The following is a 13,306-nucleotide window of genomic DNA, read 5'->3' as shown; positions in this document are numbered from 1 at the left end:
ATTCGTCTTCTTCCTCAAAGAGTGATCAGGTGGCCGCCCCGCTGTTGTCCCCCAGAAAGGGTGACAAACCAGACCCAGACGTTAAACGCCAAGACACGAAGTCTTCCGGATCATGGAGTCGCACCGCCCAGCACCGGGCGGGGTGGTTGGTTCTCGTGATCCGGAAGACTTTTGGTCGTCGGGGCGACTATTTCTCTTCCGGATCACGGGGGGAGCGGTGGGTGAACAGGGCGGGGCAGGGGATGCCACGCGCACGCGTGGGAGGCTGCCGCGCGGGACGCGCTGGCAGTGCGTCGCGGAGCGGCGCATTGGGGGTCCGGGGTGAGAATCCCCCGGCGGGACCCGCGCGCAGCGTGGGGCAGCGAGCTATCGCCGAAGGCGACGGGCGGGTTACAGCCGTTTGCGGAGGGCGGGCATCGGGCACCTGATCGATGGAGGAGAGGTGGCTGAGATGACCGCACAGTGGAAGAAGGGTAAGCGGCGCGCTGAGAGCGTGGCTGAGGACGCCTGGGATCACCTGGTGGCCGCGGTCGAGTCGGCGCGTTCGGTGGGCGGGTCTGTGAAGGACCGGGCGTATGACCTCAAGGGCCGGGCGTACGACCTCGCCGACGAGGCGTCGAGCCGGTACGGCACGGCGTCGGACCGGGTCGGGTCCGTGGCCGACGAGGCGTGGGGCCGGGCGAGCCTGGCGTTCGACGCGTTGTCGGGCCGGAAGCAGCGTAAGCCGTGGGGGTGGATCGCGGTCGCCGTCCTCGGCGGGGTCGCGGTCGGCTGGGCGGTTGCCGCGTCGGCGCCGAAGGCGTTGCAGGCGGCGCAGGAGCGGTTCGAGGACGAGGAGGACGTGCCGTCCCCCACGTACGAGGCGCCCGCACCGTACCGCGTCGCGGAATAGCGAACAGCTGAACAACGGGGGCGGGCCGGTAAGCGGCCCGCCCTGAAAACCGTTCAGCTGTACTTGCGCAGCTCCCGCTTGGCGAGTGATGCGCGGTGGACCTCGTCGGGGCCGTCGGCGAGGCGCAGCGTCCGGGCCGATGCCCACAGCGCGGCGAGCGGCGTGTCCTGGCTGACGCCGGCGGCGCCGTGGGCCTGGATCGCCTTGTCGATCACCCATTCGGCCATCTGCGGTACAGCGATCTTGATGGCCTGGATCTCGGTGTGCGCGCCCTTGTTGCCCACGGTGTCCATGAGCCACGCGGTCTTGAGGACCAGCAGCCGGGCCTGTTCGATGCGGACCCGGGACTCGGCGATCCAGTCGCGCACGACGCCCTGCTCGGCGAGGGGGCGGCCGAAGGCGATCCGCTCGCTGACCCGCTCGCACATGAGCTGCAGCGCGCGTTCCGCGGCGCCGATGAGGCGCATGCAGTGGTGGATGCGGCCGGGGCCGAGGCGGGCCTGGGCGATGGCGAACCCGGAGCCCTCGTCGGCGATCAGATGCGAGGCCGGGACCCGTACATCGGCGAACTCGACCTCGGCGTGCCCCCCGTGCGACGCGTCGGTGTAGCCGAACACGTGCATGCCGCGCTTGACCGTGACGCCCGGCGCGTCGCGCGGGACGAGGATCATGCTCTGCTGGCGGTGGCGTTCGGCGCCCGGGTCGGTCTTGCCCATGACGATGAGGACGGCGCAGTTCGGGTTCATCGCGCCGGAGGACCACCATTTGCGGCCGTTGATGACGTACGAGTCGCCGTCGCGCTCGATGCGGGTGGAGATGTTGGTGGCGTCGGACGAGGCGACGTCGGGCTCGGTCATGCAGAACGCCGAGCGGATCTGCCCTTCCAGCAGCGGCTTGAGCCACCGGTCCTGCTGCTCGGGCGAGCCGGAGGTGGTGAGGACCTCCATGTTGCCGGTGTCGGGCGCGGCGCAGTTGACGGCCTCGGGCGCGAGGTGCGGGCTGCGGCCGGTGATCTCCGCCAGGGGCGCGTACTGCAGGTTGGTGAGGCCGGCGCCGAAGCGGTCGTCGGGCAGGAACAGGTTCCACAGCCCGCGGTCGCGGGCCGCGGCCTTGAGGTCTTCGATGACGGCGGGGCGCGCCCACGGATCGTCCAGGGCGGCGAGCTGCGACTCGAGGACGGGCTCGGCCGGGTAGACGAAGTCCTGCATGAAGTCGGTGAGCTTCTCGTGCAGGTCGGCGGTGCGCGTGTCGAAGCGGAAGTCCATCAGCTCTCTCCGTTGATCGCTGCGAGACCCTGCGCGAGCAGGGGTGGGACCAGCGCGCCGATCTGGTCGAAGCCGGCGCCGACCGTCTGGCCGCTGGTGTAGCGGAAGTGGATGCCCTCGAGGATGACGGCCAGCTTGTAGCAGGCCATCGCGACGTACCAGTGCAGGTCGTCCAGCGCCGCGCCGCTGCTGACGGCGTACCGCTGCAGCAGCTCGTCGCCGGTCGGGAACCCGGCGTCGGCGCCGAGCCCGTCGGCGATCGGGTTGACCCCGGTCTTGAGGCGGTCCAGGACCGTCCAGTACGCCAGGAGCAGCCCGAGATCGGTGAGCGGGTCGCCGAGGGTCGCCATCTCCCAGTCGAGGACGGCCGCGACCCGCATCCGGGCGGGGTCGACGATGAGGTTGTCGAGCCGGTAGTCGCCGTGCACGATCGCGGTCGTGGCGGAGACCGGGACCGTGGCGGCCAGCCGGTCCTGGAGCGCGGCGGCGTCCGGCAGGCCGCGGCTGGTGGACTGCGCCAGCTGCTTCGACCAGCGCCGGACCTGCCGCTCCAGGAAGCCCTCGGGGCGGCCGAAGTCGCCGAGCCCGATCGCTGCGGGGTCGACGCGGTGCAGCTCGGCGAGGGTGTCCATCATGGCGAACGCCACGTCGCGGCGGGCCTGCTCGCCGAGCGGGTCGGTCTGCCGGCGGCTGCGCAGCACGACCCCGGGCACCCGCGACATCAGGTAGAACGGCGCGCCGAGGACGCTGTCGTCCTCGCACAGCAGCAGCGCCTCCGGGACCGGCACCGCGGTGGGGCCGAGCGCGGAGATGATCCGGTGCTCCCGGGCCATGTCGTGCGCGGTGGCCAGGACGTGCCCGAGCGGCGGGCGGCGCAGCACGAACACCTCGTTGACCACGTAGGTCAGGTTGGACCGTCCGCCGGCGATGAGCTCGGCGTCGATGGGTGCGGTGACGAGCCCAGGCGCGACGTCCTGGAGGTAGGCCTCGAGGCGGGGGAGATCGAGGCCGGGCGGGGTGCTCATAGGGCCAGTCCATGGGTGAGACGCGTTCTCTGTCAAGGTCCGGGCGAGGTATTTCACCGCTAAATGTCTGCTTTGCGGCGTTGAAACAACGGGCCGAGACGTTCCGGCATCGACACTCCGGCGAAACGGCGCGGAAACTCACGGTAGGCAAGCTGTTGGCAGAACCGGAGAGCAAGTGACGTACACCAACGGCGGCGTACATGTCAGCCAAGGACGAACGGGAGGTCGACCCAATGCTGCTACGGCTGCGAGTTGCGCTGCCCGACCGTCCCGGCTCACTCGGGCAGGTTGCCCGGACGCTGGGTGTGGTCGGTGCCGACATCGTTTCGGTCGTTGTACTGGAACGCGTCGGTGGCCGCGCGGTGGACGATCTGACCGTGGTATGGCCGGCTTCGGCTTCTGTCGACCGGGTCCTCACCGGTCTCGCGGCGATCCCAGGCGTTCGCGTGGACGGTGTGTGGCGCGGCACGGAGCTGTCGGAGCCGAGTAGTGGCCGCGAGGTCGCGCTCGTCGGACAGGTGGCGGCAAACCCGCAGCACGGCCTGGCAACGGTCGTGGACGCGGCACCGGCACTGTTCGGAGCGGACTGGGCGGTCGCGATCCTTGTCGGAACGGACTGGGCGGGCGGCGGCGCGCGCGCACAGGCATGGTCCGCATCCTCGGTGGTCTGCGCCAGCTGGCGCACTCCGGATGTCCCCCCACAGGTGGACATCGCACCACTCCGGCCTCGCGCGATCAGCGCAGCTGACGGCATTCATCTTGCTGTCGCGCCTTTTCAGCGTGGAGGTCTGGTCCTTGTCGTCGCCCGCGGCGGGGCGGACGGCGACGCGGGAGCACCACCGTTCCACGGTTCCGAGGTGGAGCGGCTGGCGCAGTTGGTCGGTGCAACCGCATCTGTGCTGGGGGAACGGCTGGCGGGGCCCGGCTTGGCGGAGCTGGGTAAAGCGGGAGGTTCCGTTGCCGGAACCCCCGCTCCCGCCGGCACAACCGGCTCACGCGCGGCGTGACCGCAAGGCAAGGAGCAGACGCATGACCCTCTGGCGTATCCGTGCGACCGTCGACGACCGTCCCGGTTTCCTCTCAGTCCTGACCGCGAGCCTCGCGCTGCGGAAGGTCAACATCCTCTCCGTGCAGGTGCACACCACCGAGTCCGGTGCGGTCGACGACTTCCTGGTCGAGGCGCCCGACGAGCTGTCCGTCGCCGACCTCGCCGAGGCCGTGCGCCGCGGCCGGGGCCGGGACGCGTGGATCGCCCAGGCCGACGTGCGGGGCCTCATCGACGAGCCGACCCGGGTCCTGGCCCTGGCGGGCAAGGTCCTGGACGGCACCGCGACCCTGGAGGAGGCGATCGCGTCGCTGCTCGGCGACTGCGACATCTCCTGGCGGGCCGACACGTCCACGGGTGCGGAGGGCTACACGGCGACCGGCATGCAGCTGCAGGACCCGGCCGGCGGCACGCTCTACGTCCGGCGTCCCGCTCCCGCGTTCACGCCCGCCGAATACGCCCGGGCCCACGCCCTTGTCGGGCTCGCCCAGGTGGCGGGGAAGCGCAACACGGCAGCCTGAGACTTTCCACAGCAGCGCTCGTCCTTGGCGGAGGACGAGCGCTGCTTTTTCTTCTCCGTACATGTAGTCTGCCAACATGTCGGTTGGGTACATGTCGGGGGGCAACCTATGAACGCGCTGGACGCCGCGAGGTGGCAGTTCGCCCTCACGGCCTCGATACACTTCCTCTTCGTCGCGCTCACGCTCGGCCTGGTCTTCTTCGTCGCCTCCACGCAGACCCGGTACGTGCGGACCGGCGACCCGCTGTACGGCAGGATGGCCCGCTTCTGGGGCTCGCTGTACGCGATCAACTACGCCGTCGGTATCGCCACCGGGCTCGTCATGGAGTTCGAGATCGGGCTCAACTGGAGCGGCCTGTCGCGGCTCACCGGTGACGTGTTCGGCGCGCCCCTGGCGATGGAGACCCTGGTCGCGTTCGTGCTCGAGTCGACGCTGCTCGGCATGTGGCTCTTCGGCTGGGAGCGGATCGACAAGAAGCTGCACCTCGCGCTGATCTGGGGCGTCGCCGCGACCGCGCTGCTGTCCGCGTTCTGGGTCATGGTCTCCAACGCGTTCCTGCAGCACCCCGTCGGCTACGTCCTGGACGGCGACGGCCGGGCCAGGCTCACCGACTTCACCGCGCTGCTGACCAACAGCGCGCTGTGGTTCGCCCTCGCCCACGTGGTCGCCGTGGCCGCGCTGACCGGCGGGATGTTCGTCGCCGGCGTGAGCGCCTGGCACCTGCGCCGCCGCCCGGGAGACGAGTTCTTCGGGCGGTCCCTGCGCAAGGGTCTGCACAGCGCGCTGGCCGGCCTGTTCTTCACCATCGGCTTCGGTTACGCCCAGTTCGGCCCGCTCGGGGCGAACCAGCCGACGAAGCTCTCCGGCAGCGGCGACGACGCGCTGCGGCTGCGGGAGGAGTGGGTCGCGAAGCACGGCCCCGGCGACTACCTGCCGGACAGCGGCGTCGTGGGTGGCTCGCTCGGCTTCATGATCATGGTGGCGAACCTGCTGTTCCTGATCCTGCTCGCGGCGCAGCTGCTCACGTTCCGCGACATGCTCGGCACCCGCCGCTGGGCCCGGCCGATGCTGTGGCTGCTCACCGCCCTCATCCCGGTGCCGTTCCTGACCGCGATCGCCGGCTGGGTCGTGCGCGAGGAGGGCCGCCAGCCGTGGGCCGTCTACGGGCTGCTCAAGACCGCCGACGCGGTGTCACCGATGAGCGACCGGGTGCTGACGGCCTCGACGATCGGCTTCACGGTGCTCGTCGCGGGGCTCGCGCTGCTCGACTGGTGGCTGCTCGCCCGCCGCGCCGCCCGCGGTCCCGGCGACGAGTTCCTGCCCCAGCCCCTGCCCGAGCGCGAGGAGGTCTCCGTATGAGTGGTCTGTGGTTCGCGATCCTGGGGCTGCTGTTCATGGCGTACTCCGCGCTCGGCGGTCTCGACCAGGGCGTCGCGCTGCTGCTGCCGCTGTACCGCGGCGACACCGGGAAACGGGAGGCACTCAACGCGATCGGTCCCAGGTTCCTCGGCAACGAGGTCTGGATCGTCGGCGCGGTCGGAGTCCTGGTCGCCGCGTTCCCGCGCCTGGAGGGGGAGCTGTTCGGCGCCGCGTATCCCGTGGTCGTCGTCGCCGTCGCCGGGCTCGTCGCCCTCAACGCGGGCGTGCAGCTGCGCGGCCGGGCGGTGCGGCGCGGCGGGTTCGACGTGCTCATCACGGGCGGTGCCCTCGCGCTCGCCGTGAGCTGGGGGCTGCTGCTGGGTGTCGTCCTGCATGGTGCACCGATCACCGCCGACGGCCACGTGCACGGCTTCGCGCCCCTGGCCAGCCCGGCGGTCTGGCTCACCGCGCTCGTCAACGTCGTCCTCGTCGTGGTCAACGGCGCCGCGTACCTCGCCTGGCGCGGGGTCGCCGTCCGCGCGCCGCGGTTCATGGCAGGTGCCGGCGCGGGACTCGTCGTGGTGACAGCCGGCGTCTGGTACGCGCAGGACCCGCCGGACATCCGCAACCCGCTCCTGGCCACCGTCCTGGTCGCGGCGACCGCGGGTGCCCTGCTCGCGACACGGTTCCTCAGCGGCGGCCGGGCGTTCACCGCCGCCCTTGTGGCGTGCGCCCTACCCGTGATCACGGTCGGGCTGGCCAGGTACCCCGGCGTGCTAGCGTCCACGATGGACCCGGGCGCGACGGTGACCGTCGACAGCGCGGCCGCCGGTGGGGACACCCTCCGGCTGCTCGCCATCGGCGCGGCGCCACTGCTGCCGGTGCTGGTCGCCGTGCAGGTCTCCTGCTGGTGGCTGTTCAGGCGGCGGGAGAGTCAGCCCACCCCTCTCTACTGGTAGGGCGCGCGGACGTTCATGGACAGAAGACTGATGCGGCTCGGGCCGGTCAGGCACTACGCGATGGTGCTGGCCGGCTCGGCCGTCCTGGCCGCGATCCTGATCGTCGGCCAGGCCGTCAGCCTCGCGTACCTGCTGACCCGCTTCTCCATGACAGCGGCGTCGGCGTGCCTCGCGTTCGTGGTGCTGCGCGGCGTGCACGGCGCCGTCGCCGGTGCGGTCGCCGGGCGGGCCACCGCACGGGTCAAGGCGCACCTGCGGGCCGAGCTGCTCGCCGCCGCCACCGCCCGTGGCCCGGGCAGGCTCGGCGAGCAGCGCGCCGGCGAGCTCGCCACCCTCGCCGGGCGTGGCGTCGACGGGCTCGACGGGTATCTCGCCGCCTACCTGCCGCAGGTGTTCCTCGCCGTCACCGTCCCGCTCGGCGCGCTCGCCTGGCTCGCGTGGACCGACCTGCGGTCCGCGGTCATCGTCGGCCTCACCGTGCCGCTGATCCCCGTCTTCGGCGTGCTCGTCGGCCGGCAGACCGGCGCCCGCACCAAGCACCAGTGGCACCTGCTGCAGCGCCTCGGCGGGCATTTCCTCGACACCGTCATCGGCCTGCCCACGCTGCGCACGTTCGGCGCCGAACGGTCCCAGGTCCGCCGGGTCAGGGCGATGGCCGAGGCCTACCGGGTCGCGACGATGCGGACGCTGCGCCTGGCGTTCCTGTCCGCGCTGGTCCTGGAGCTCGTCGCGACCGTGTCCGTGGCGCTCGTCGCGGTCCCCGTCGGCCTGCGGCTGCTCGACGGCCGGATGACCCTGACCGCCGCGCTCGTCGTGCTGCTGCTAGCCCCGGAGGCGTATCTGCCGCTGCGCGCGCTCGGCACCAGGTTCCACGCCAGCCAGGAAGGGCTCGCGGCGTCGGCGGAGATCTTCAAGGTCCTCGACGCCGCGCCCGTCGCGCCGGTACTGACACTGCCACGCCTGCCCGATGCGCGCTTCGCGTCGCTCGTCCTCGACCGGGTCGAGGTGCGCCACGGCGACGTCGTCGCGTTGCGCGACCTGACCCTCGACGTGAGGCCCGGCGACCGGGTCGCCCTCGTCGGCCCGAGCGGCGGCGGGAAGTCCACGCTCCTCGCCCTGGTCCTCGGCTTCGTCACGCCGTCCAGCGGCCGCGTGCTCGTCGACGGCGTGGACCTCGCCGGTCTCGACCTGGCCGCGTGGCGGGCCCGGCTGGCGTGGATGCCGCAGCGGCCGCACCTGTTCGCCGGCACCGTCGCCGGCAACATCCGCCTCGGCGCGCCGCAGACCCCTTCGCCGCTCGTCGTCGAGGCCGCCGTGGCCGCCGACGCGGACGCGTTCATCCGGGCGCTGCCGCAGGGGTACGACACCGACCTCACGCGACACGGGCTGTCCAGCGGGCAGGTGCAGCGCCTCGCGATGGCCCGGGCGTTCCTGCGCCGGGACACCGCGGACCTGCTGCTGCTCGACGAGCCGACCGCCCGGCTCGACCCGGTCGGCGAGGCCGCCGTGGTCGCCGCCGCCGCCCGGCTCGCCGCCGGCCGCACCGCCCTGCTCGTCGCCCACCGGCCGGCGCTGCTGTCGATCGCCACCCGGGTCGTCGAGATCAGCGACGGCGTCGCCACGCCGCGGCTGAGTGCCGGGGTGCCGGCATGACCGCCGCCGTGCGGGTCCGCCTGTTCACGCCCGGCGCGCTGGTGCGGCTGGTCTTCGCCGGGCTCCTCGGCGTCCTGACCGAGGCCGCGGGGATCGGCCTCGTCGGCACCGCCACCTGGATGATCGTCCGCGCCGCCGACCAGCCGCCCCTCGCGGCGCTGTCGGTGGCGATCGCGGCGGTGCGGGGGTTCGCCCTGATCAAGGGCGGTCTCCGGTACGCCGAACGCCTCGCCGGCCACGACGCCGTCCTGCGGGTCCTCGCCGACCTGCGGGCCAGGGCCTTCGGCGCCCTCGCCGTCTCCGCCGCTCCGGACGGTGCGGCGCCTGCCGCGCGGGTCGAGTCCGGGGACGTGCTGAGCAGGGTCGTGTCCGACGTCGACGGGGTGCAGGACGCGGTCCTGCGCAGCGCGCTGCCCGCGGGGGTCGCCGCCGTGGTCGGCCTCGCCGCGGTCTCCGGCGTCGCGGTCGTCGACCCGCGGGCCGGCCTGGTGCTGCTGGCCGGGTTGCTCGTCGCCGGCGTGGTGCTGCCCCTCGCCGGGCACCGGCTCGCCGTCTCGCGGGCGGACGGGATCGCCGCCGCGCGCGGGGACCTGACGACCGCGACCGTCGACGTGGTGCACGGGGTGGCGGAGCTCGCCGCCTACGGCGCCCTCCCCGCCGCCCTCGCCGATGCCGACGCCCGGGGCCGCCGGCTCGCCGCGCTGGAAGCCCGGTCCTCGACCGTCGCCGCGGTCGTCGGCGGGGTGGCGGCGCTGTTCCCGGCTGCTGTCGCGGTCTGGATCGGTGTCATCGCCGACGAGGGTTCCGCCGCGGTGCTCGCACTCGTCGCGCTCACCGTCGGCGAGGTGGTGGTGCCACTCGCGGCCGCCGCCGTCCGCCACGCCGAACTCCGCGGCGGCCTCCGCCGGGTCCGCGCCCTCATTGCCACCGCCGCCCCGGAAAGCCCCGCCCCCGCCCCGCATGTCGCCGAGCCGCACGCCGCTGGGCCGCACGCCGCTGGGCCGCACGCCGCTGGGCCGCACGCCGCTGTGCCGCGTGCCGGCGTTGCCGCGAAGCCGCTGACCGAGCCGCTGATCGCTGTGCCGCGTGCCGGGGTTGCCGCGGAGCCGCATGCTGGTCCGCTGGCCGAGCCGCCAGCCGCTGCGCTGCTGGCCGGCGTCGGCGCGGAGCCGCATGCCGGGCAGCTGACCGGGCAGCTGACCGGGCCATTGACCGGGGCGGTCGATCTGGTGCTGCGCGGGGTCACCGTGCGGTACGGGGACGGGCTGCCGCCGGCGCTCGTCGACGTCGATCTCGTGTTGCCGGCGGGGAGCAGGGTCGCGGTCGTCGGGGCCAGCGGTTCCGGCAAGTCGACGCTGCTCGCGGCGATCGCCGGGCGGGTGCCGCTCGCGTCCGGCGCCGTCGAGGGGATGCCCGCCGGGGTCGCGGCGTGGCGGGTGGCCGGGGGAGTGTTCGCCGACGCGCACGTGTTCCACACGACCGTCCGCGACAACCTCCTCCTCGGCAGGGAGATCAGCGGCGGGGACGCGACGCTGCGCCGGGCGCTCGCCGACGCAGGGCTGGCCGAATACGGCGACCGGCTCGACGAGATCGTCGGCGAGGACGGCGGGAAGCTCTCCGGCGGCCAGCGGCAGCGGCTGCTGCTCGCCCGGGCGCTGGTCGCGGCGCCGCCCGTGCTGCTGCTGGACGAGCCGACGGAAGGCCTCGACGCCGCCGCGGCCGACGCCGTGCTCGACACCGCGCTGCGGGCGGCCGGCGAGCGGACCGTCGTCGTCGTGACGCACCGCGCGGCGGAGCTCGGCCGGTTCGACCGGGTCGTGCGGGTCGCCGAAGGCCGGACGAACAGCGGGTGACGAGCCAGCGCGGGGATGTGGGAACCTTGACGGGTGGACGGGGTCTCACAGGGTTCCGGCCCGATCGACGTCTATGTCGACGGGCTCGCCGCCGCGCTGCGGGGGCCGCGCCGGCACCGGCACGAGATGGTCACCGAGGCGCGCGACAGCCTCCTCGACGCCGCCGAGGCGTATGAGGACGCCGGGCACGACCCGGCCGGCGCGCAGCGTCTCGCCGTCGCCGACTTCGGCACGCACAGGCAGGTCGTCCCCGGCTATCAGGCGGAGCTCGCCACGCTGCAGGGCCGCCGCACCGCGACGTGGATCGCGCTCGTCCTGCCCGTCATGACACTGCTCGAGCCGCTCATGTGGTGGAACACGTCCTGGAGCGGCGACGAGCGGGCCAGCCACGTCTACTGGGTGCTCGTCGACCATTTCCAGTACACGGCGTTCCTCGCCGCCGCGGCCGCCGGGCTCGCGATCGTCGGGTTCGGGTGGGGCAGCCGGTTCCTGGGCGACGGCCTGCGGTACGCGCGGCTCGTCGGCCAGGCGACCATCGCGTTCCTCGGGATGCACGCGCTGCTCGGCGCGACCGTCTTCGCGCTGAGTCTGCACCAGTGGCCCGCCGCCGCGACCTGGCCGCCCGTGCTCATCGGCATGGCCGTCAACATCGCCGCTTTCGGCTACGCCGGCCGCCTCGCCGTCGGGTGCGTGTCGTCCACCCGTACGCCTGCTGCGGCCGTCGCGTAGGAGCCGTCGCATACGAAGCCGTCGCTGCGTGGGCGGTCTTGCCTTCGGTGCGTGTCGTCCACCCGTACACCCGCTGCGGCCGTCGCATAGGGAAGCCGTCGCTGCGCGGGCTGCCTTGCGGTCAGGTGCGTGTCGTCCACCCGTGCACCCGCGGCGGGCGTCGCTCGGGAAGCCGGCGCTCCGAATGTCGCGGCGTGGGCAGCGGTCAGGCGGTCGCGGGCGGGGGGAGCAGGACCGCGCCGATGGTGGCGGTGAACTCCTGCCAGGCCGACCGCTCGTCCGCGAGGACCTTCCGGCCGGCGGCGGTCAGCCGGTAGGTGCGGCGCTCCCGGCCGCCGACCGTCGACCACGCGCTCTCCACATAACCGGCCCGCTCCAGCCGGCGCAGCGCCGGATAGACCGTGCCCGTCGGCAGCGCCAGCGAGCCGCCGCTGCGCTCCTGCAGCGCCTCGATGATCGCGTAACCGTGGCGGGGCTCGCCGTCCAGCACCGCGAGCAGGAGTGCGTCGAGATGCCCGCGCAGCGCGTCCGCCTTCATGTGTAGCGAGTCTACGGGTTCGGCGCCCACGGCGCCATCAGGCCCCCTGCCAGCGCAGCCGCGGGAGATGGTTTATGGACGGTGGGCCTGGGAAGAGCGCTGAAGGGTGACCGGGGGCCGGGGCCCGGACATCAGGGGAGCTAGCGGTATGAGGCGGCGGGTCGAGGCCACGCAGGACGTCGAGGCGTTGTGGCCGAACGGGCTGGGCACCACCCTGGCCATCGCCTCCAGCCGGGCCCTCGCCTACCGCAGGGGCGTCGCCCGCCCCGCCGTCACCGCTCCACAGTGGACGATGGACGGGGCCGGCCGGGTCGGCCGCTCCGACGGCGCGGGCCGGCACGCGCGCCGGGAGCTCGACGCCGGGGACGTCGCCGAGTGGCTCGTCGGGCAGCTCCCCGAGGGCCGCTACGGCGGGCTCGTCGTCGGCTCGCCGCACGGCGCCGCCGTCCACCTGGCGATGGCGCTCGGCGTGCCGTGGCTGCCGGTCGCGTTCGAGGTGCCGACCCCCGAGGTCGCGGCCGGTGAACGCCCCGCCGACGACGGCGAGCGGTTCGCCCGCGACATCCTCGCCGACAACCCCGATGTCGGCGTCCGGCAGGTGTACGACCCGGTGTGGCGCGGCTGGTCCGGCGCGGCGGCCGCGTACGCCGTCGTCCGGTGGCGCAGGCTGCCGGCGGCGTACCGCGGCTTCATCGCCGAACGCCTGCACCCCGAGGCCCCCGTCGTCGTCGTGCGGGACGTCAGCCGCTGGCAGACGTCACCCGGCGAGGACGGCTACTCCTTCCAGCTCGGCAGCCGCGCCAGCGGCCTGGGCCCCGGCGACTACCGCGACGACCGGTCGCTGCGTGGACGGGCCCCGCGCGTGGACAGCGACGGCGAGCGGGCCGTCGACCGCGGACTCGTCGAGGACCTCCGCCGGTACGGCTCGGCGCACGGCCACCCCGTCCGGCAGGTCCTGTACCGGCACCCGGACGTGCTCAGCGGTGCGGTCGCCGACCTGTACCGCACCTGGCTGCGGGCGGGTGAGCGCACCGGCGGCCGGCTCGTCGTCGAATGCGGCCGGCTCCTGGACGCGTGGCACGTGCTGCGGGCCGGGCTGGTGCCCTACTGGTGCGAGCACCCGCTGCGCTCCGCGGTCCGGTCGCTGACGTGGTGGCTGGCGGGCAGCGAGCCCTTCGCGTCCGTCGACGTGTTCGCCGAGCCGCCCGGCATGCCGCTGCCGACGGTCGCGCACCTGGCGGAGTGGCAGGCCGTCGCCGACTTCGCGACCAGGCAGGGGCTCGTCGACCGGCGGTGCGCCCGCGCCTACCCGGCCGGGGTCGTGCCCGGCCACCACGCGACCCAGGTGCTGCGGATGCACCCCTACGACCTGCCCTACCTGCCGTTCCTGGAGGCGCCGGCGGCCCTGTCGGCCATGGCGCACAGCGCGCAGACCGACGGGCTGCTGGTCCTCTAGGTCAGCCTCCA

General features: G+C 73.6%; 12 protein-coding genes. 9 read left to right on the top strand and 3 right to left on the bottom strand.

Annotated features, from left to right (window positions below):
* Window positions 1-451: 451 nt before the first annotated feature.
* On the top strand, window positions 452-892 hold the full coding sequence (locus ABZS58_RS47090) for a hypothetical protein (RefSeq protein WP_354790939.1): 441 nt from the start codon (window positions 452-454) through the stop codon (window positions 890-892).
* A 53-nt stretch (window positions 893-945) separates the two neighbouring features.
* On the opposite strand, the gene ABZS58_RS47085 is transcribed toward ABZS58_RS47090, so the two are convergent.
* Both ABZS58_RS47085 and ABZS58_RS47080 read right to left on the bottom strand, forming a co-directional pair.
* Entirely contained in the window at window positions 946-2,157 is a 1,212-nt protein-coding gene (locus tag ABZS58_RS47085) for an acyl-CoA dehydrogenase family protein (RefSeq protein WP_354790938.1), read from the bottom strand.
* Window positions 2,157-3,182, bottom strand: coding sequence for a phosphotransferase family protein (locus tag ABZS58_RS47080; RefSeq protein ID WP_354790936.1), 1,026 nt, complete (start codon window positions 3,180-3,182; stop codon window positions 2,157-2,159). Before ABZS58_RS47080 ends, ABZS58_RS47085 begins: the two co-directional genes overlap by 1 nt.
* A gap of 200 nt (window positions 3,183-3,382) precedes the next feature.
* Here ABZS58_RS47080 and ABZS58_RS47075 point away from each other — a divergent pair, with 200 nt between their 5' ends.
* The 7 genes from ABZS58_RS47075 (at window position 3,383) to ABZS58_RS47045 (ending at window position 11,301) form a co-directional block, all read left to right on the top strand.
* Window positions 3,383-4,189, top strand: a complete 807-nt coding sequence (locus ABZS58_RS47075; RefSeq protein ID WP_354790935.1) for an amino acid-binding protein — start codon at window positions 3,383-3,385, stop codon at window positions 4,187-4,189.
* 22 nt (window positions 4,190-4,211) lie between these two features.
* Entirely contained in the window at window positions 4,212-4,748 is a 537-nt protein-coding gene (locus ABZS58_RS47070; protein ID WP_354790933.1) for an ACT domain-containing protein, read from the top strand.
* Window positions 4,749-4,856: 108 nt separating this feature from the next.
* Window positions 4,857-6,107, top strand: coding sequence for a cytochrome ubiquinol oxidase subunit I (locus ABZS58_RS47065; RefSeq protein WP_354790932.1), 1,251 nt, complete (start codon window positions 4,857-4,859; stop codon window positions 6,105-6,107).
* Window positions 6,104-7,066 (top strand): cytochrome d ubiquinol oxidase subunit II, encoded by a 963-nt coding sequence (locus ABZS58_RS47060; protein ID WP_354790931.1) that lies wholly within the window; start codon window positions 6,104-6,106, stop codon window positions 7,064-7,066. The genes ABZS58_RS47065 and ABZS58_RS47060 overlap by 4 nt, the downstream gene beginning before the upstream one ends.
* A 15-nt stretch (window positions 7,067-7,081) precedes the next feature.
* Window positions 7,082-8,719 carry a thiol reductant ABC exporter subunit CydD gene (gene cydD / locus ABZS58_RS47055; protein WP_354790929.1) on the top strand — a complete coding sequence of 546 codons (1,638 nt, stop codon included), beginning with the start codon at window positions 7,082-7,084 and terminating at the stop codon, window positions 8,717-8,719.
* A complete protein-coding gene (locus ABZS58_RS47050; RefSeq protein ID WP_354790928.1) occupies window positions 8,716-10,572 on the top strand; it encodes an ATP-binding cassette domain-containing protein in 1,857 nt (618 codons plus the stop codon). The genes cydD and ABZS58_RS47050 overlap by 4 nt, the downstream gene beginning before the upstream one ends.
* A 33-nt stretch (window positions 10,573-10,605) precedes the next feature.
* Window positions 10,606-11,301 (top strand): permease prefix domain 1-containing protein, encoded by a 696-nt coding sequence (locus tag ABZS58_RS47045; protein WP_354790927.1) that lies wholly within the window; start codon window positions 10,606-10,608, stop codon window positions 11,299-11,301.
* Between the two features lie 205 nt (window positions 11,302-11,506).
* Here ABZS58_RS47045 and ABZS58_RS47040 read toward each other — a convergent pair whose 3' ends face one another.
* A complete protein-coding gene (locus tag ABZS58_RS47040; RefSeq protein ID WP_354790925.1) occupies window positions 11,507-11,839 on the bottom strand; it encodes a helix-turn-helix transcriptional regulator in 333 nt (110 codons plus the stop codon).
* Between the two features lie 148 nt (window positions 11,840-11,987).
* Here ABZS58_RS47040 and ABZS58_RS47035 point away from each other — a divergent pair, with 148 nt between their 5' ends.
* Window positions 11,988-13,295, top strand: coding sequence for a hypothetical protein (locus ABZS58_RS47035; RefSeq protein ID WP_354790924.1), 1,308 nt, complete (start codon window positions 11,988-11,990; stop codon window positions 13,293-13,295).
* Window positions 13,296-13,306 lie beyond the last annotated feature (11 nt).

It is taken from the genome of Dactylosporangium sp. NPDC005555 (assembly GCF_040605635.1).
Lineage (GTDB): Bacteria > Actinomycetota > Actinomycetes > Mycobacteriales > Micromonosporaceae > Dactylosporangium.
Note: the sequence above shows the minus strand (reverse complement) of the source record. Positions and strands in the feature narration are given on the sequence as shown.

Coding starts and splice junctions, on each gene's coding strand:
- ABZS58_RS47090 (WP_354790939.1), top strand. CDS start 452: ATGACCGCACAGTGGAAGAAGGGTAAGCGGCGCGCTGAGAGCGTGGCT.
- cydD (WP_354790929.1), top strand. CDS start 7,082: ATGGACAGAAGACTGATGCGGCTCGGGCCGGTCAGGCACTACGCGATG.
- ABZS58_RS47065 (WP_354790932.1), top strand. CDS start 4,857: ATGAACGCGCTGGACGCCGCGAGGTGGCAGTTCGCCCTCACGGCCTCG.
- ABZS58_RS47040 (WP_354790925.1), bottom strand. CDS start 11,839: ATGAAGGCGGACGCGCTGCGCGGGCATCTCGACGCACTCCTGCTCGCG.
- ABZS58_RS47085 (WP_354790938.1), bottom strand. CDS start 2,157: ATGGACTTCCGCTTCGACACGCGCACCGCCGACCTGCACGAGAAGCTC.
- ABZS58_RS47035 (WP_354790924.1), top strand. CDS start 11,988: ATGAGGCGGCGGGTCGAGGCCACGCAGGACGTCGAGGCGTTGTGGCCG.
- ABZS58_RS47050 (WP_354790928.1), top strand. CDS start 8,716: ATGACCGCCGCCGTGCGGGTCCGCCTGTTCACGCCCGGCGCGCTGGTG.
- ABZS58_RS47070 (WP_354790933.1), top strand. CDS start 4,212: ATGACCCTCTGGCGTATCCGTGCGACCGTCGACGACCGTCCCGGTTTC.
- ABZS58_RS47080 (WP_354790936.1), bottom strand. CDS start 3,182: ATGAGCACCCCGCCCGGCCTCGATCTCCCCCGCCTCGAGGCCTACCTC.
- ABZS58_RS47075 (WP_354790935.1), top strand. CDS start 3,383: ATGTCAGCCAAGGACGAACGGGAGGTCGACCCAATGCTGCTACGGCTG.
- ABZS58_RS47060 (WP_354790931.1), top strand. CDS start 6,104: ATGAGTGGTCTGTGGTTCGCGATCCTGGGGCTGCTGTTCATGGCGTAC.